The 17,862-nt window shown below is 44.4% G+C and carries 22 protein-coding genes; 17 read left to right on the top strand and 5 right to left on the bottom strand.

Annotation, left to right across the window (positions count from 1 at the left end; genetic code table 11):
* Nucleotides 1-117 precede the first annotated feature (117 nt).
* From A3IE_RS0102920 to A3IE_RS19740, 5 genes are read left to right on the top strand one after another with little or no spacing between them, the layout of a single operon-like run.
* A complete protein-coding gene (locus A3IE_RS0102920) occupies nt 118-735 on the top strand; it encodes a DUF4178 domain-containing protein (protein WP_020394089.1) in 618 nt (205 codons plus the stop codon).
* Nucleotides 732-1,997: a DUF4178 domain-containing protein gene (locus A3IE_RS0102915; RefSeq protein WP_020394088.1), complete on the top strand. Its 1,266-nt coding sequence runs from the start codon at nt 732-734 to the stop codon at nt 1,995-1,997. Before A3IE_RS0102920 ends, A3IE_RS0102915 begins: the two co-directional genes overlap by 4 nt.
* A gap of 36 nt (nt 1,998-2,033) precedes the next feature.
* Nucleotides 2,034-2,189: a hypothetical protein gene (locus tag A3IE_RS22810; protein ID WP_169333047.1), complete on the top strand. Its 156-nt coding sequence runs from the start codon at nt 2,034-2,036 to the stop codon at nt 2,187-2,189.
* Between the two features lie 27 nt (nt 2,190-2,216).
* Nucleotides 2,217-2,429 (top strand): DUF350 domain-containing protein, encoded by a 213-nt coding sequence (locus A3IE_RS0102905; RefSeq protein WP_020394086.1) that lies wholly within the window; start codon nt 2,217-2,219, stop codon nt 2,427-2,429.
* A 16-nt stretch (nt 2,430-2,445) separates the two neighbouring features.
* The gene (locus A3IE_RS19740) at nt 2,446-4,032 is read left to right on the top strand and encodes a polyamine aminopropyltransferase (protein ID WP_020394085.1); all 1,587 of its coding nucleotides are present in this window, start codon (nt 2,446-2,448) and stop codon (nt 4,030-4,032) included.
* A gap of 92 nt (nt 4,033-4,124) precedes the next feature.
* Here A3IE_RS19740 and A3IE_RS0102895 read toward each other — a convergent pair whose 3' ends face one another.
* From A3IE_RS0102895 to A3IE_RS0102885, 3 genes are all read right to left on the bottom strand, one after another.
* Complete coding sequence (locus A3IE_RS0102895) at nt 4,125-4,772, bottom strand: hypothetical protein (RefSeq protein ID WP_020394084.1); 648 nt, start codon at nt 4,770-4,772, stop codon at nt 4,125-4,127.
* A 310-nt stretch (nt 4,773-5,082) separates the two neighbouring features.
* Nucleotides 5,083-5,466, bottom strand: a complete 384-nt coding sequence (locus A3IE_RS0102890; protein WP_020394083.1) for a type II toxin-antitoxin system death-on-curing family toxin — start codon at nt 5,464-5,466, stop codon at nt 5,083-5,085.
* Nucleotides 5,466-5,714, bottom strand: coding sequence for a type II toxin-antitoxin system Phd/YefM family antitoxin (locus tag A3IE_RS0102885; RefSeq protein ID WP_026154749.1), 249 nt, complete (start codon nt 5,712-5,714; stop codon nt 5,466-5,468). Before A3IE_RS0102885 ends, A3IE_RS0102890 begins: the two co-directional genes overlap by 1 nt.
* A 135-nt stretch (nt 5,715-5,849) precedes the next feature.
* Between A3IE_RS0102885 and mnmG the strand changes: the two genes are divergently transcribed.
* The 12 genes from mnmG (at nt 5,850) to A3IE_RS0102825 (ending at nt 16,137) form a co-directional block, all read left to right on the top strand.
* Nucleotides 5,850-7,751, top strand: a complete 1,902-nt coding sequence (gene mnmG / locus A3IE_RS0102880; protein WP_020394081.1) for a tRNA uridine-5-carboxymethylaminomethyl(34) synthesis enzyme MnmG — start codon at nt 5,850-5,852, stop codon at nt 7,749-7,751.
* Nucleotides 7,751-8,377, top strand: coding sequence for a 16S rRNA (guanine(527)-N(7))-methyltransferase RsmG (rsmG, locus tag A3IE_RS0102875; protein ID WP_020394080.1), 627 nt, complete (start codon nt 7,751-7,753; stop codon nt 8,375-8,377). The genes mnmG and rsmG overlap by 1 nt, the downstream gene beginning before the upstream one ends.
* Nucleotides 8,378-8,399: 22 nt before the next feature.
* Nucleotides 8,400-9,194: a ParA family protein gene (locus tag A3IE_RS0102870; protein ID WP_020394079.1), complete on the top strand. Its 795-nt coding sequence runs from the start codon at nt 8,400-8,402 to the stop codon at nt 9,192-9,194.
* Nucleotides 9,188-10,045 (top strand): ParB/RepB/Spo0J family partition protein, encoded by an 858-nt coding sequence (locus A3IE_RS0102865; protein ID WP_020394078.1) that lies wholly within the window; start codon nt 9,188-9,190, stop codon nt 10,043-10,045. The genes A3IE_RS0102870 and A3IE_RS0102865 overlap by 7 nt, the downstream gene beginning before the upstream one ends.
* A 102-nt stretch (nt 10,046-10,147) precedes the next feature.
* Nucleotides 10,148-10,420, top strand: coding sequence for a 30S ribosomal protein S20 (gene rpsT, locus A3IE_RS0102860; protein WP_020394077.1), 273 nt, complete (start codon nt 10,148-10,150; stop codon nt 10,418-10,420).
* Between the two features lie 85 nt (nt 10,421-10,505).
* A complete protein-coding gene (coaE, locus tag A3IE_RS0102855; RefSeq protein ID WP_026154747.1) occupies nt 10,506-11,111 on the top strand; it encodes a dephospho-CoA kinase in 606 nt (201 codons plus the stop codon).
* 65 nt (nt 11,112-11,176) lie between these two features.
* Entirely contained in the window at nt 11,177-11,926 is a 750-nt protein-coding gene (gene zapD, locus A3IE_RS0102850; protein ID WP_020394075.1) for a cell division protein ZapD, read from the top strand.
* 12 nt (nt 11,927-11,938) lie between these two features.
* Nucleotides 11,939-12,244: a DUF1244 domain-containing protein gene (locus A3IE_RS0102845; RefSeq protein ID WP_020394074.1), complete on the top strand. Its 306-nt coding sequence runs from the start codon at nt 11,939-11,941 to the stop codon at nt 12,242-12,244.
* A 21-nt stretch (nt 12,245-12,265) separates the two neighbouring features.
* On the top strand, nt 12,266-12,517 hold the full coding sequence (locus A3IE_RS0102840; protein ID WP_020394073.1) for an exodeoxyribonuclease VII small subunit: 252 nt from the start codon (nt 12,266-12,268) through the stop codon (nt 12,515-12,517).
* Nucleotides 12,514-13,404 (top strand): (2E,6E)-farnesyl diphosphate synthase, encoded by an 891-nt coding sequence (gene ispA / locus A3IE_RS0102835; RefSeq protein ID WP_020394072.1) that lies wholly within the window; start codon nt 12,514-12,516, stop codon nt 13,402-13,404. The genes A3IE_RS0102840 and ispA overlap by 4 nt, the downstream gene beginning before the upstream one ends.
* A 74-nt stretch (nt 13,405-13,478) precedes the next feature.
* Nucleotides 13,479-15,362, top strand: a complete 1,884-nt coding sequence (gene dxs, locus A3IE_RS0102830; RefSeq protein ID WP_020394071.1) for a 1-deoxy-D-xylulose-5-phosphate synthase — start codon at nt 13,479-13,481, stop codon at nt 15,360-15,362.
* 142 nt (nt 15,363-15,504) lie between these two features.
* Complete coding sequence (locus tag A3IE_RS0102825; RefSeq protein WP_020394070.1) at nt 15,505-16,137, top strand: DoxX family protein; 633 nt, start codon at nt 15,505-15,507, stop codon at nt 16,135-16,137.
* A 117-nt stretch (nt 16,138-16,254) separates the two neighbouring features.
* Here the strand turns inward: A3IE_RS0102825 and A3IE_RS0102820 are convergent, their stop codons facing one another.
* Both A3IE_RS0102820 and A3IE_RS0102815 read right to left on the bottom strand, forming a co-directional pair.
* Entirely contained in the window at nt 16,255-17,514 is a 1,260-nt protein-coding gene (locus A3IE_RS0102820; RefSeq protein ID WP_020394069.1) for a DUF2254 domain-containing protein, read from the bottom strand.
* Between the two features lie 64 nt (nt 17,515-17,578).
* Nucleotides 17,579-17,862 (bottom strand): IS1 family transposase (locus A3IE_RS0102815; RefSeq protein ID WP_020394068.1); only part of this gene is annotated, 284 nt, incomplete at its 5' end.

Here is a 17,862-nt window from a genome sequence, read left to right as displayed (position 1 = left end):
ACCAAGCTGCTGTAATAATCTGTACGGCAGCTTAGGCAAAGCTGGTTAAATTTTAAATGCTTCACTAAGCGTGCTACACTTGCGCTTAGTTAGAATTGATACTAATAACAGTCTAATATGAAGCCAAAAACACACAACTGTCCGCAATGCGGTAACTTGCTTCCTGTCCATTTCCGTTTTAGCAAATTAACGGTTTGTGCACACTGCGGCTCTACGATTTTCCTCGAAGATGAAGCGGTACGCTTAGCGGGAAAGGCTTCTGTATTAGCGGATATGCCCAGCCTTTTGCAATTACGCACGCCTTTTACTTATCAAAAATTGACGTATACCCCTGTTGGTCAGGTGCGTTATACCTACAAAGGTGGCTTTTGGGATGAATGGTGGGTGATCGATAGCACAGGGATGGGGCGTTGGTTGAGTGTGGATGAAGGGGATTTTGCTTTTGAGTCGCCTATGGAGTGGATTGATCCTTTTCCTAATCTACGCGAAGTGCAAGTAGGACAAACGATTAAACAACGCCAGCAAGAATGGGAAATAACCGAAAAGAATATCGCGCGCTGTGAGGGGATTAAGGGCGAGTTGCCAGAAGCTATTTTTCCAGACGATAAAATGATTTATTTGCATTTGTCTGGCAATAACAGCGCCTTAGTGACACTTGAATATCCAATGGAAGGCAAACCTAGTGCTTATCAAGGCTCTTGGATTGATCCTTTTGAAATTAAGGCTGCTTTATGAGTGAAAAGCCTAAACTGCGCAGTATTCGTTGTACCGCTTGCGGTGCTCCTCTGCAATTGCATGGCGGCGGGCACAAAATTCTCACCCTAAATTGTCAGTACTGCGGCACAATTATGGATGTGCAGCAAGAATATGCCGTCTTGGCTCAATTTAAGAATCAACAAAAGCCGACTTGTCCTCTTGAGATCGGTATGCAAGGGCGACTGAAAGAGGTTGACTTTACTATTATTGGTATGGTCGGGCGCTTTGCGGAAACCTATTGGGTCGATTTACTATTGTTTTCGCCAACGCATGGTTATGCTTGGCTTACTTATGATCATGGTCATTTTACCTTTGCACGTCGGACCCGCGCTTATTTGCCGCATCAGTTACAAGCTAAATCGATCAAAGACTTGGTGCAGGGCAAGGATCAGCAAGTTTTTCGTATTTATGAATATTACGAAGCAACCATCACTTATGTGGCTGGCGAGCTGACGTGGAAGGCTAAAGTAGGTGATAAGAATCGTATAGCCGAAGCGATTGCACCCCCATTATTTCTGAGCGCAGAGTTTAGTGCGGAAGAAAGCGAGGTTTATGTGGGGGAGTATCTAGAGCCTGAGTTGGTCTATAAGAGTTTTAAACTCACGGATCAGACGATTGATCAACCTAGTGATATTCATCCGGCTCAGCCATTTCATGCACCTTGGCTACAAGCACTGAGTAAAGTCAGTACGCCGTTTGCACTCTTAGCATTGATGGTGGTGTTGGTCATTTGGCTTTTGTTTAGTGGGCGCGAGGTTTATCACGGTAGTTTTGATCTTGCTGAATTAAAAAATACGCCTCAAACCACAACCTTCACGATTAACAATGCTAATCGCTTGGTGGCGCTTAATCTAGATACCACTTTACGCAATGCGTGGATGTTCTTTGAAGTGACTTTGCTGAAAGGTAATACAGAGATTTATTCGATTGGTAAAGAAGTCTCGTATTACGAAGGCTATGAAGATGGCGAGAGCTGGTCAGAGGGCAGTCGCGAGGCAAGAGCTTTATTTAAAGTCCCGGAAGCAGGGCAATATACCCTAATAATCGAAGCTCCTGAGGGCGGTGTTAATGAGTCTAGCACGCGTCCTACCGGTGTAGTCAGTGTGAAAGTTTATGAAGGGTTTGTGGGCAAACGTTATTTCTTCGCCCTATTAATATTGGCTTTACTCGGTATCTTGCTTTACCCATGGCGTCGTTGGCGATTTGAGACAAAGCGCTGGAATGCTGTAATGGATGATTAATAAAAGGTCATAAGGCTAACTATAATGGCACGTTACATGGCTATATGCTTCACCATTCTCACGATAGGGGCGGCTTATTTAACCTATCGAAATGTCGGAATGCAGGACACGGAGTTTGAGCGTGCTAGTAGTGTTCGATCGGGCAGTAATGGTGGTAGTAGTAGCTCTGGTGGTTACAATTCAGGTAAATAATTTCAAGATTCATGAAGGAAAATAAAGATGGCAGATTTATCCATGAGCAGTATTGTTTCAAGCCTTGTGTATGGCGCAATTGGGATGGGATTATTTGTCTTTACCATTTTTTTATTGGAATGGATTCGTCCTTTTCCTTTAGAAAAGAAAATTGTTGAGGAAAATAATACCGCCGTCGCTATTGTAGTAGCAGCGGTTATAATTGCCTTAGGGATGATCTACTCCTCAGCGATTCGTTAGGTGCTATTGATTATTTATGTCTAGCCCTGTGGAAAGTGAAGGCGCGTCAGTAGGGAGTCGTCTACAACGCCAACAGCAATTAGCGTTATTAATGGCTGCTTTTGTTATTGCGATATGTGGCCTGATTTATGAGTTATTAGCCGGTACGCTATCAAGCTATTTGCTGGGTGATTCAGTTTATCAGTTTTCTTTAGTCATCGGTTTATTCATGAGCTCCATGGGCGTAGGTGCATGGTGGTCGCGTTTTTTTGAAAATGAATTGCCACGCTTATTTGTTACCTTGCAATTGCTGATTGCAGTATTGGGAGGTTTTTCTGCGCCAGTTTTATTTTTTGCCTTTGCTATTCTAGATAATTATTCACCCTTATTATTTGTTTTGGTTTTTCTACAAGGAGCTCTACTAGGTATTGAGATCCCCTTAATTATCCGTATTTTGCAAGAGCACTTTTCCCTAAAGCTGAATGTGTCGAATGTATTCACAGCCGATTATATCGGTGCGCTATTAGCCGCATTATTATTTCCTTTGGTGCTAGTGCCACAATTAGGATTGTTAGAAACTGGATTTTTTACGGCACTCTTGAATGTTGGTGTGGCCTTATTGGCTTTATATGTCTTTCGAGGTGAAATTCGCTCAGGGCAATGGCTCAGCCTAGGCGCCTTAGTGTTGACTGCATTATTGTTAGTAGGGATGGCTCAATCCTCACGCTTTACCTCGCAACTTGAGCATAAACTTTATCAAGATGAAATTATTTATGCTCAAGATACTCATTTTCATCAGCGTTTAATTCTCACACGCCGAGGAGAGCGTTTAAGGTTTTATATTAATGGTGCTTTGCAGTTTGATAGTTTTGATGAATATCGCTACCACGAAACTTTAATTCATCCTGTCATGGGCTTACTGCGTCAGCCAGAAAATATCTTAATTTTAGGGGGGGGTGATGGTTTGGCTGCTCGGGAGTTATTGCGCTACGCGAGTGTAAAGCAGATTACAATTGTTGACCTTGATCCTACGGTCACTGAGCTCTTTAAAAATAATGCTTTATTGCGACCTCTTAATCAAAATGCTCTCCGCAATCCACGGGTTCAGATTGTGAATCAAGATGCATGGAAGTTTTTGGAGACTAATAACCAGCTTTATGATGCCATTTTTATTGATTTGCCTGACCCCAATAATATTAGTTTGTCGCGCCTTTATAGCGTGCCATTTTATAGTCTGATCAAACAGCATTTATCGCAGCAAGGTATTATGGCGGCGCAAGCTACCTCACCTTTATATTCACGCGAAGCTTTCTGGTGTGTTGCCGCTACGATGCAGGCGGCTGGAAAAAATGACTCGATTCCTGAGTCTTGGTTTAGTGTGCCTTATCATGTGCATGTGCCAAGTTTTGGAGAGTGGGGTTTTGTGATGGCCTCACGCCAACAACTTAATACTAGCGCTATCCAACTAGCTGCTTTGGATTATCGCTTCTTGAATCAGGCTATGCTTCCACAATTATTTGATTTTCCATCAGATATGAGCGCAGTGCCCGTGAATATCAATCAATTGGCGACACATCCCATTTTGCAATATTACGAAAAAGGCTGGGAGCGTTGGTATAATTGAGTGAATTTTTTCTAAAAAAGTACTTGTCATTAGAATATTTAAACATAAATAGTCCTTAAGTTAATTCTATTTAAACAGATTCGGATATTTTTTCATCCATTGGATGAAGTTTTTTCTGGAAGATCATAATCCATTTCATTTGGACAATCTGCATTGATAAAAGCAAGTTGTTTTTGATAGCGGTAACGTTGTTGTCTAGTATCAAAAGACCACTTTTGTATTGCCGACCCACAAGCTAGAATAGGGTGAGGAGGAACTACGCTACTAAGGTAGTAGGTTATTTTAAGGTCTGGATAGGATTTTGATCCATTGATGTCCATTAAAATGCTTTCGCCTTCAGCTAAAATAATATAGTTATTTTTTTGTTTTTGTAATAGCCAAATATGTTGATTATTGTTAGTGGTAGAGTATTGCCCTGCAATGCAGCCTGTTACAGGTGAGATAATAAACCATTCTTGAGTTATTGGGTTTTTATCTATATCTAGACTTATTTGCCGATAAGGGCATTTGTCGCGATACTTCATATTTTTAATATTATAAAAGTCAGAGTAGATTTCTCTAAACGGATTTTTAGTATTTTTCGAAAAAATAATTTTCTTCAGCTTGGTTGAAATTGGAGGCATTAGAGTGCGGCTTAGTTGTTTATAATTATTCTTTTTATCCTCAGTAAAAGTTATTAAGAATGACTCATAATTTGGGGGTGGAGTGATAGGGTCTTTTTTGCTGAGAATCTCGGACATGTTATAAATGAGATGTGGTGATTGATTTGATATCCAATTTTTTCCTCATGCCATATTTTTTGAGATAATGCTGTTGTGTTAAAAAAGCACAATAAGGCTAAGATAATTGTTCGACTAATAAGAGAGTTTTTCATAAAAGCATCAAAAATAAGTTAATTTTAGAAGCATTAATAGAATACTACAGTTAAAGCGTTGAAACGCTATTTACTTGTTAATTTTCTAATCTCATTACACAAGCTTAGCAAACAGCGAAATATAGGTGGTTCACCTTATTTAAGGTACTACTCAACTCATCTAAAGCACGACCAAATCAAGTAATCGATGATTGACTACGTAACCAAGCTGCCAAATCTTGTTCATCACGTTTGCTTTGAGCAACCTCAATAATCCAATCCGCCGCTTGAATCACGTCAAATTCAGGTTCAATATCATTTAGCACTAAGCAAATATTCATGGTAGTAAATGCAGTGCGTTTATTACCATCATTGAATACATGTCCTGCCGTTAAAACCGTCGCGTAAGTAGCTGCTAGTTCGTACACATCTTTAATCAGACCATAAGTTAGACGGTTTTCAACCCGTGCCAAAACACTCACTAGCGATTTATCACCCGCGAAACCGACGAGTTCCCCCTCATACAAAACTTGCTGATGTAAATATTCAATATCTTCGGAACTGAGCAAGACAAAGGCCATTACTTATCCCGTAAATAGTGTAATGCGGGTGCAAGCCTGTGTTTTTGAGAACTAAAGGCTTGTTTGACTGCATCTAGACTAGCGGGGCGAGTTTGAACCGTTTCAACCGCGCTGATGGGGACAAAATAGCCTACCACTTGGTTGCGGTTTAAAATCGCAATCGGTGTATCACCTGCTTGGCTAAAGACTTTGGCAGGTTCGCGTAATTCAGTCATAGAGATAGTTTTAGTCGTGAGTAAGGTCTGCATAATGTATAGTTAACTATGTAATTAAATATGATCTTAGTGGTTTTTTACAAAAATTCATAGTGAGCCTAAAAGCATTCCATACTACAATACTCCACTTTTAAAATTTCTAAGCTTTTTCAAGCACGAGCGAATTTCATGCGTTACCCCCATTCTTATGATGTGATTGTCGTTGGCGGCGGTCACGCTGGTACGGAAGCGGCTTTAGCAGCCGCGCGTACTGGTTGTAAAACCTTATTGCTGACTCACAATATCGAAACGGTGGGGCAGATGAGTTGCAATCCGGCGATTGGTGGGATTGGTAAGGGGCATTTGGTCAAGGAAATCGATGCCTTGGGTGGTGCTATGGCGCATGCTGCCGACCGTGGTGGTATTCAGTTTCGCATTTTGAATTCCAGCAAGGGTGCTGCGGTACGTGCCACGCGAGCGCAAGCGGATCGGATTCGTTATAAAGCGGCGGTGCGAGCCATTGTCGAAGCCCAACCTAATTTAGATATCTTCCAACAAGCGGCGGATGATTTAGTGCTAGAAGGTGATCGGGTGGTAGGAGTCACCACACAAACCCAAATCACCTTCATGACCAAAACCGTGGTATTGACGGCGGGCACATTCTTGGCGGGTAAAATCCATGTTGGTCTAGAAAACTACGGTGGTGGGCGTATGGGCGATCCGCCTTCCATTGCCTTGGCGCAACGTTTACGCGAAATGCCATTGCGTGTGGGGCGCTTGAAAACCGGTACACCGCCGCGTGTTGATGCGCGTTCCGTCGATTTCACTAAGCTGGAAGAACAGGCAGGTGATATGCCAACGCCTGTCTTCTCTTTCTTAGGTTCAGCCGCTGAGCATCCGCGTCAAATCTCCTGCTACATTGCGCACACCAATCAGCAAACCCATGACATTATTCATAGTGGTATGGATCGTTCCCCACTGTATACAGGCAAAATCGAAGGCATAGGCCCGCGTTACTGCCCGTCGATTGAAGATAAGGTAGTGCGCTTTGCGGATAAGGAGCGCCATCAGATTTTCATAGAACCAGAAGGCTTAGACACCTACGAGCTTTACCCGAATGGGATTTCCACTAGTTTACCCTTTGATGTGCAATTGGCCTTAGTACGCTCGATGGAAGGCTTTGAAAATGCCTATATCACGCGCCCTGGCTATGCGATTGAGTATGATTTCTTTGATCCACGCGATCTGCGTCCGACCTTAGAAACCAAAGCGATTAATGGTTTGTTCTTTGCAGGCCAAATCAATGGCACCACAGGTTATGAAGAAGCAGCGGCACAAGGCTTATTAGCAGGTGTGAATGCCGCGCTGCAAGCACAGGATAAAGAAGGCTGGTGTCCACGGCGTGATCAAGCTTATATGGGTGTATTAGTCGATGATTTAATCACCAATGGCACAAAAGAACCCTATCGCATGTTCACCAGTCGTGCGGAACATCGCCTATTGCTGCGTGAAGATAATGCCGATTTACGTCTAACTGAAATCGGGCGCACATTAGGTTTAGTGGATGATGTGCGTTGGGCAGCGTTTTGCACCAAACGTGAAGCGATTGAGCGCGAAGTGCAGCGTATGCGCGATCTGTCTCTAAGCCCACAGCATGTCAGCGAAGCAGATACGCAGCGTGTGTTTGGTGATGTACTCAGTCGCGGTTATAAATTGGCAGAATTACTGCGCCGCCCTAATGTGACCTATGATTCCTTAACCAGTATTCCTGCTGTGGGTGGGCGTGTGGAGGATGATAGGGTTGCCGAGCAGGTCGAAATCCAATTCAAGTATGCAGGCTATATTGATCGCCAACAGGATGAAATTGAGCGTCAACGTCGCCACGAAGAAACGCTATTGCCGGAACAGTTGGACTATAACCAAGTGAGTGGTTTATCCAATGAAGTGCGCCAAAAGTTATTGGATCAACGACCAGTAAGTATTGGTCAAGCCGCTCGGATTCAAGGCGTTACGCCCGCTGCTATTTCGCTGCTCTTAGTGCATTTGAAAAAACAATCGTTAATGGCGCAAAGTTTGCGTAAACAAGCCTAATGCAAATTCCAATCCTGTGGCAATCCGCCTTAGCGGCGCTTGGGCTAAACTTGTCCGAGCGTCAATTACAGCAATTAGCACAGTATTTGCAATTATTGCAGCGTTGGAATCAGGTTTATAATCTGACAGCCGTACGCGATCCTACACAAATGCTGCCTGTGCATCTTTGGGATAGTTTGAGCGTTGCGCCATTTATTCAGCATGACCGTTGTTTGGATGTGGGTAGTGGTGCTGGATTGCCCGGTATTCCTTTAGCCATTGTCCAAGCGGATCATCAGTTTACTTTGTTGGATACCAATGGTAAAAAAACGCGCTTTATCCAACAGGCAGCCTTAGAGCTGGGTTTGAAAAATATCACAGTAGTGCAAGCTCGCGTAGAGCAATGGCGACCCGAACAAGCCTTTCCGGCTATTGTCAGTCGTGCCTTTGCTTCACTGGCTGATTTTGTTACTTTTACCGCACTTCATTTACAAGCAGATGGCGTGTTATATGCGATGAAAGGGCGTGTCCCTAACGATGAGTTAGCTGAGCTACCACCAGGCTGGCAGTTAACCCGAACTCACCGTTTGCATGTTCCCAGCTTGGATGCAGAGCGTCACTTACTCGAATTGCAGCGTATTGCTTAGCAATACATACACGGAATTGTTCATGACCAAGCTTATTGCAGTCGCTAATCAAAAGGGCGGCGTTGGTAAAACGACGACAACAGTGAATTTGGCAGCCTCCTTAGCGACAATGCGGCGTCATGTGCTTTTGGTTGATATGGATCCACAAGGCAATGCCACGACAGGGGTAGGTATTGATAAGCATCATCAAGCGATTTCACTGAATGATGTGCTCTTGGGAAATGCACAAGCCGAAGCAATTGTGCGTCTATTGCCCGATGGATTTTTGTCCGTAATGCCCGGAACGCCCGATTTGACGGTTGCCGAAGTGGCATTAATGCAGCAAGATCGGCGCGAATACCGTTTACGAGATGCTTTGCAAAGCATTCGCCAAAACTATGATTTTATCCTAGTGGATTGCCCGCCTTCCTTGAATATGCTCACCGTTAATGCCTTAGTCGCAGCAGATAGTGTATTGATTCCCATGCAGTGTGAATATTACGCCATGGAAGGCCTAAGTGCTTTGGTCAATACCATCGAAGAAATTGCCAGTAGCGCTAATGCCAGCCTGAAAATTGAAGGGATTGTGCGCACCATGTTTGACCCGCGTAGTAATTTAGCGCGCGAAGTCTCGGATCAATTGCAAAACTATTTCGGCAATAAGGTTTATCACACCGCTATTCCACGCAATGTGCGCCTTGCAGAAGCGCCTAGTCATGGCCAGCCGGTTTTAGGCTATGATAAAAGCTCGCGAGGTGCCTTAGCCTATCTTGCGCTAGCAGCGGAGATGCTGCGTCACGATTATCCTGATGAGCATGTGGAAACAATAGCATGGTAAAGAAACCCGGTTTAGGGCGCGGTTTAGATGTATTGCTCAGCTCAGCGAAGCTCGTCTCCCAAGCGAATACCGAAGAGACGACGCTAAAAAACCTGCCGATTGAACGTATTCAACCCGGTGTTTATCAACCCCGTAGCCACATGGATCCAGACGCCTTACAAGCTTTGGCAGACTCCATTAAAGCGCAAGGCTTGGTACAACCTATTGTGGTGCGTCGCTTGGCGGTCGGTGGGTATGAAATCATTGCCGGTGAGCGACGCTGGCGCGCTTCGCAGCTAGCGGGTTTAAGCACCATTCCTTGTGTCATTCGCAATATTCCCGATCAAGCTGCTGCGGCTATGGCCTTGATTGAAAATATTCAGCGTGAAGATTTAAATGCCTTGGAGCAGGCGCAAGCGCTAAAGCGTTTAATCACGGAATTTGGTCTCACGCATCAACAACTTGCGGAAGCGATTGGTCGTTCGCGTGCTTCGGTGACAAATGCCTTGCGTTTGCTGGAATTGACACCTGAAGTGAAGCATATGTTGGAGCAGCGCTTATTAGAAATGGGTCATGCACGCGCTTTGTTAGCACTCACTCAAAGTAAGCTGCAAATTGCAAGCGCCCAAAAAGTGATTGAACGCCAATTATCGGTGCGTGAAACCGAGCGTTTAGTCAAAACCTTGTTAGCAGGGCAGCCAGAAAAGCCGCTGATAAAAACGTCGCCCGATGTCTTAAAACTGCAGCAGCAATTGGGCGATCAATTGGGTGCACGGGTGGCGATTCGGCATAGTCCACAAGGGCGTGGTAAGCTCATTATTGAATACAATAGTCTGGATGAGCTGGATGGGATTTTGAAACATATTCAGTAAAACACTTATTTTGGTGACTTTTCACAATAAAAAGTTGAAGCGCCGAGTGAATATCTGCATAATACGCGCCTCAGTTTTAGATCGGTTTTGCGGAGAAACACTTTGCCTAATATAACCTCAGCGAAAAAGCGCGTTCGTCAATCCGAAAAGCGTCGTATGCATAATAAAAACCTGCGTTCACGCCTGCGCACGCAAATCAAAGGTGTATTGAAGGCGGTTGAAGCGAAAGACCGTGATGCTGCGGTTGCTGCCTATCAAACAGCGGTTTCTGTGATTGATTCGACAGCAGACAAAGGCATCATTCATAAGAATAAAGCAGCTCGCCATAAAAGCCGCTTAAATGCTCATATTCGCGCATTAGCACAAACTGCTTAATTCTAAGCATTAGTGGTATTGCTTTTTATTTAAGGCTGGTTTGGACTGCAAACCGGCCTTTTATTATTTCATTGATCATGTGCTCATGTTAAAAGTTGGCATTACGGGTGGCATTGGCTGCGGGAAAAGTCAGGCAGTTGCAGTATTTGCGCGGCTTGGTGTGCCCATTGTGGATGCGGATCGCATCGCCCGTGAAGTGGTCCTGCCCGGCCAACCTGCCTTGCAATATATTGCGCAAATGTTTGGCGATGAGGCCCTTAATCCTGATCAATCCTTAAATCGTGCTTGGATGCGCGCCCATATTTTTCAACATGCCGAGGCACGTGAACGCCTTGAGTCGATTCTGCATCCTGCCATTCGTCGTCGCATCACTATCGAAGTTGAACAGATAGCCAAAAATCATCCGCCTTATGTGATGGTGGATATTCCCTTGTTGGTAGAGAAGGGTTATCAGCCTTTGTTTGATCGGATTATTGTGGTGGATTGCTTGCCTGAACAGCAAATTCAGCGCGTTATGGCACGAGATGGTAGTGACGCTGAGCAGATAAAAGGTATAATCGCGGTGCAAGCTGAACGATCAGAGCGTTTACAATACGCCACTGATGTATTGGACAATACAACCTCAATGGAGCAGCTTGAGTCTCAAATCTTGTTATTACATGAAAAATTAGTCAGTCTAGCAACACCCTAACCTTACTCTAATAGGGTTGGTTTCTGTTTGCAGATTAGATTTTTCTTAACCCTACGAGTTTTTTTATGATCACATACGAACAACCGCTGAATGAAAAGATTAGGCTTTTCCTGCGGCTGGAGTTACTGGTCAGGCGCTTCAATTATCACACAAGTCAGCCCGATCAATCGGATACCTTGGCGGCCTTGCATGTCATTTTAGAGCTTTATAATCTTGCCGCCCGTATTGACCTGAAAGGCGATGTTATTAAAGAAATTGACCGCATCGTACAGTCAGCACGCCGTTCTATTGAAACTGAAGTCGAACAACAAAATACTCTAGACAATTTACAAAATCATTTGGATCGTCTTTATAAAATACGTGGTTCCCTTGGCCAACATTTGCACGCCAATATGCTATTTAGCCAGCTACGCCAGCGCACGACTCTGCCAGGTGGCTTAAATGGTTTTGATATTCCTTTGTTGAATCATTGGCTGGGACAAGAAGCAAGTATACGAACAGCCGATTTACTGAGCTGGGGCGAGCCTTTTGTCGTGACGGCTAATGGCGTGGGCTATATTCTAGAGCTAATTCGCACGTATTGCGAAGGTACTGATCAGGTCGCCAAAGCTGGTTTTTATCAAGCTTCTTTAAGCTCCACCAAAAACTATCAAATGCTACAAATTGAAATGGATAAGCCGACCAATGTTTATCCTGAAATTAGTGCTGGTAAACAGCGTTTTTCCTTGCGCTTTGTCGAGCTGGACTTGTTGTCAGAACGCGGCAAACAGTGGCAGGATAATGTAGACTTTCGTTTAAAGCTTTGTGCGTTTTAGGGGATAAATAATATGGACGAGCAAACTCAGTTAGCGATTGAAGCGGCGGCATGGCGTAAATTAGTGGAGCATTTCCAAAAGCGTACGGACGTACAAAATATCGATTTAATGAATATGGCGGGTTTTTGCCGTAATTGTATGTCGAAATGGTATCACGGTGCCGCACAAGCCCAAGGGCTAACGATGGATTATGAGCAAGCACGCGAAGTCATCTATGGTATGCCATATAACGCGTTTAAGGATAAATTTCAAAAGCCAGCCACGCCCGAGCAATTGGCTACTTATGATGCTATTCGCCCTGATCAGAAAACCGAATAGAGCAGTGCGGAGTGTTTAGAATTGGCTAAGAAAACCACTACCCCAACGCCAGCTCTTGATTTTGAAGCAGCACTTGCTGAATTAGAAGGCTTGGTACAGCGCATGGAGCGCGGTGAGTTAGCCTTGGACGAGTCTTTGAAGGAATTTGAGCGTGGTGTGCAGTTAACACGCCTTTGCCAAGAGATGTTAAAAAACGCTGAGCAACGCGTACGTTTGCTGAGTGCCGATGGAACTGAAACGGATTTCCCTGCTTTGGATGCATCCGTGGAATGAATTTAAGCGCTACTTTACAATCCTACCAACAGCGCATTGAAGTAGTTTTAGAGCGCATTTTACCTGCTGAAGCACTACTTCCTGAACGTTTACACCGTGCGATGCGTTATTCGATGTTAAATGGTGGCAAGCGTATGCGTCCTTTATTGGTTTATGCTACTGGTGAGGCCTTAGGTGTGTCTTTGGATTGTCTTGATATTCCTGCCGCCGCGCTTGAATGTATTCACGTTTATTCGTTGATCCATGATGATTTGCCCGCCATGGATGACGATACCTTGCGCCGTGGTAAACCCACTTGTCATTGTGCTTTTGACGAAGCAACTGCTATTTTGGCTGGCGATGCACTGCAAGCTTTAGCATTTCATCTCCTCGCAGCATCACCTGAGTTAACGACTGAGCCTGCACGACGTTTGCAAATGATTATGCAATTATCACGCGCAGCAGGTTCGCAGGGTATGGTCGGTGGACAAATGCTTGATTTACAAGCCGTTGGCCATATTTTATCTGAGCCTGAATTGGAAAATATGCACATCCATAAAACCGGCGCCTTAATTCGTGCTAGTGTTTTATTAGGTGCTTATTGTGCCCCTGCGATCAGCCCTGAGCAGTTGGAACGCTTGGATCATTATGCAAAATGCTTAGGTCTCGCTTTTCAAGTGCAAGACGATATTCTGGATGTGGAAAGTGAAACGCAGGTCTTAGGCAAAACCCGTGGCGCGGATGCGGCAGCGAATAAACCAACTTATCCATCGATTATTGGTATGAAAGCAGCCAAAGAAAAATTGCAAATGCTACACCAAGAAGCACTTTCTGCTTTACAGGATCTCGCTTTACCGACGCAAGAATTACGGGAAATAGCAGATTTTACCGTCAAGCGTATCTTTTAACTGTAAACAGTCATGTAGCCCAATGGATGGCGCATAACATTAGACAAAAGGCAACAATATAGAGGTTGACGCTTATGCTCGAAACGATCCAATCCCCCGCTGATTTGCGTCAATTACCTCCTGAAGCCCTAGCTGAATTATGCACTGAGATTCGTGATTTTTTGCTTAAAAGCGTCTCCAAAGGTGGTGGCCATTTTTCTTCGAATTTGGGGACTGTCGAGCTGACGGTGGCCTTGCATTATGTCTTCGATACGCCGAAAGATCGTTTAGTATGGGATGTGGGGCATCAAGCCTATGCGCATAAAATTCTTACTGGCCGCCGTGACGAAATGCACACGATTCGTCAGCAGGATGGTTTAGCCGGATTCCCCAAGCGTTGTGAAAGTCCTTACGACACCTTTGGCGTGGGGCATTCAAGTACTTCGATTGGCGCTGCTTTAGGCATGGCGCTGGCAGCACGCCAAAAGCAAGAAGATTATCAAGCCATTGCTGTCATCGGGGATGGGGCCTTAACGGCTGGCATGGCTTATGAAGCTTTAAATCATGCGGGTGATTTGGATGCTGATTTGCTTGTGGTATTAAATGATAATGAAATGTCGATTTCGCCCAATGTCGGCGCACTGCATAAATATTTGACCCGCTTATTATCAGGCCGCATGTATTCGACGATGCGTGAAAGTGGCAAAAAAGTACTGTCGAGTAGTCGTTCTCTATCCAAACTTGCCAAACTTACCGAAGAACACATGAAGGGCATGGTTCTGCCGGGCACTTTATTTGAGGAAATGGGTTTTCATTACTACGGGCCGATTGATGGTCATGATGTGAATGAAATGGTGAATGTCCTAAGTAATTTGCGCCAGATGAAAGGCCCACGTTTACTGCATGTAGTCACGCAAAAAGGTAAAGGCTACGAGCCAGCCGAAGAAGATCCTTGCATGTATCACGGAGTCAGTCCTTTTGATTTGCAAAAAGGCGTCGTAGCAGCCGTTCGTAAATCTTCTCCTACTTATACCGAAGTCTTCAGCGATTGGCTTTGCGATATGGCAGCCCAAGATCAGCGTTTGATTGGTATCACGCCAGCGATGCGTGAAGGTTCTGGTTTAGTGAAGTTTTCGGAACAATTTCCTGAACGTTATTTTGACGTGGCGATTGCTGAGCAACATGCGGTTACGCTAGCGGCTGGTTTTGCCTGTGAGGGTTTGAAACCCGTAGTAGCCATTTATTCCACGTTCTTGCAACGTGCCTATGATCAACTGATTCACGATGTGGCGATTCAGAATTTACCGGTGTTATTTGCCATTGATCGGGCTGGTTTAGTAGGTTCCGATGGCCCAACGCATTCGGGGAATTATGATTTGTCGTATCTACGTTGTATTCCCAATATGGTCGTCATGGCGCCAGCCCATGAGGATGAGTGCCGCCAAATGCTTTATACCGGCTTTTTACATGATGGTCCTGCGGCAGTGCGTTACCCACGCGGTAAAGGCATTGGCACCCTCCCTGAAACGGCCATGCGTGCGTTAGAGATTGGCAAAGCTCAAGTATTGCGTCATGGTAAGACGGGTATTGCTATTTTGTTATTTGGATCGCTATTAGAGTCCGCCCAGAAAGCTGCTGATGTATTAGATGCTAGCTTGATCAATATGCGTTTTGTAAAACCCTTGGATGAAACCTTGCTCTGTACACTCAGCAAAGACCACGAACTGTTTGTGACCTTAGAAGACAATGCCGTACAAGGTGGTGCGGGCAGTGCAGTCAATGAATTTTTTCACGCTGAATCCTTAGAGGTTTCTGTCTTAAATATCGGTATCCCCGACACTTATATCGAACACGCCCTACGCGAACAACAACTGATTATGTGTGGACTAGATGCGGATTCGGTCATTCAACAAATTCGTAGCCATGCGTTTTTGAAAACAAAGGCTTATACCCGTCCTGCCTTAGTGTCTTCCGCGTAATCAGCGCACTTTCGCGTTAAATATTGATACAGGTAACGGACACCTCTCCGTACAGCGTATATAATTCCTTCTACTGAATACGTATGGATTGCGTGTTTTTCTGTTTTATAACGCTTTTACCCCGATAATTTTAGGAGTTGTCATGAAATTTTTGCTCGGGTTCTTTAGCCTGCAGTGGATGCGGGTTTTTGATTTCTTAGCACCACTTGCCATTCGTTTATTTCTTGCCCCCATTTTTTGGGTGTCTGGTGTCAAACATTTAGGCTTGTTTTCGGCGGCGAATTTCGTTTGGTATAACCCTATGACCTGGATTGATCCGGTCACTTTTCAAGCCAGCGTCGATGCGCTCAGTAATTCATTCGTGTTCGGCATGGGTGCACAAACCATCGTTTTGACCATTGGCTTGATTGAAGTGATTGGTGCTACCTTATTAATCTTTGGTTTTGCGGTACGTTGGGCTGTCTTAGCCATGCTATTTGGCATGGTGGTCACCGCCATGCTATCACTAGGCGGCGTACCCTTAGTTGATACTGCTAAGCAATTTGTGATGCAGCATGGCTATCCTTCCCTGCAGGGGACGCCAGTTGAATTATATGTGACTTATTTTGTGCTGTTATTATCGCTATTTTTTATGGGGGCAGGGCGTTGGTTTAGTTTGGACTGGTATATTTATCGTCACTTTGCACGCAGTATTGAACAAGCAGAGTTGGGGCAGGATGATCCTTTTGAAATTGACGCTACCGACCAACCAGGCATTCGTAAAGCAGTTCGCTAATTAGAAATAGAAATACATTCGAGCTATAAAAAGGCTGCTAATGCGGCCTTTTTTTATGGAATTTACCCGTTGTTAGCGGAACAAACAGAGTCTGAAGCTTTTAAAGCAGATCAAGTTTTAGCTGGCTTGGGCGACTTCATTGGCAATTTTTGCTACTTTAGCTCGATGCTCAGCAGCGACTAAGCTATGTTCAGCTAATTCTAAGGCGGTACTAGACATCGCTTTAGCTGCTGCGGTTAATTCAGGGCTGCCCAAACGAGTCAGTGCTTGTAGTACTTTTTGCAAGCGAATTCCAACCTCCACAATACCCGCTCCATCTCGTGCAATTGGATTAAAGCAGTCACTGACTAAATCAGCAGCACTTAAGGTAGGTAAGCTCAAGCGATCATAGTGAACCTCATAGCAGTCTTGTTGGTAATAGACTCTAGCCCACTGAATAAGCAAACTCATTTGAATATTCATAATGTGAATAGCTGTTCCCGGGTCATTAATACCAGGTGAGAGTGCACGATCAGCGGTTTCTGTTAGGTTCAGCAAATTATGCCGTATATCACGTAGTGGTTGGCGCCGAGTATCTGTTGCAATCGCTTCCTGAATAGCCTGTTCTAAGTTCTCATCAGCATGCTCCGCAGGGGTGATATAGGCAATAGGTGAGGTAATTTCTACAATTTCTCCGGGGCGGGTATTAATAATTAACTGTGTATTAGTCCGCTCAGCTTGTTTTTGTAAACGTGGCATATCCAAATCAGTGACATAGCCAAACTGTTGTGGATAAAGCGCTACGCTATTTGCAGGTACATCACCTTGCCAACGTTGCGCACCAAAGGTACCAATAACCGCAGGATCGATGCTAGCTACTGTGGCTTCCGTTAGTTTATTGACAATAGTGGATTGTCGACCTAAGCGTATAGCATGATCAATCCAGTTGATCAGCGCGATCAGCACTAATACAACAATGAAAATTAACCCAAGAAATAAGACAAAGCGCCCTGCTGAGCCATAGTGCAAGACTTTTAGAGAGAAAATACCAACAATTGAGTAGATAAAAGCGGCAATAAAAGTGGATAGAACGAATTGTGCGACACCATCATTGAGCACGTACTGCGATGCACGTGGCGTGGTTGAGTTAGAGGCGGATGATGCAGCAGTGACAATGGCAGAGACGGTAAAAGTGGCTACCGATAACATGCTTGAAGTAAAGATACCTAGCAACATCAGAAGCGTGTCTTCACTAATATTAAAATCTAATATTGAGTCAAAATTCTGACCAAACCAGTAGGCAAACGCCGCCATAAAAATAGCAAAAGCACTAGACAGCGTAGGTCGCAGCCATAATTTGCCGGAGAGCTTTTGCCAATAACGTTTTAGTGAAAACATAAGTATGTCCTAAGGTAACTAAAAAGCAAAATAGAATAAAATGGCTTTTATGAAAGTGGTCTGGTCATGATTTAAAGGAGTTGAAGAAGCGTCTTTCGATACAGGTTCCAATGACTTTGTCATGAATCTCGATAGACTTAGAAAAACAGATCGTCTTGCGTGCTAGACGTTTAATCCAAATCCTCAAATTCAGGTTTTGCCGTTCAATGCTTTGTGTGTAGCGCTTAGTGATTAAATGCTTATCTTCAGGCAATAAACGCTCATAAGCGCCCCAATCATCCGTGCAATACAATGCCAGTTTGAAAGGTGTCAACCGTTCCAAGAGTTGCTTCAAGGTGCTATCGGCTC

The sequence above is a fragment of the Thiolinea disciformis DSM 14473 genome (assembly GCF_000371925.1).
In the GTDB taxonomy this organism is placed as follows: Bacteria; Pseudomonadota; Gammaproteobacteria; order Thiotrichales; family Thiotrichaceae; genus Thiolinea; species Thiolinea disciformis.
This window is presented reverse-complemented; position numbering and strand designations above follow the sequence as displayed.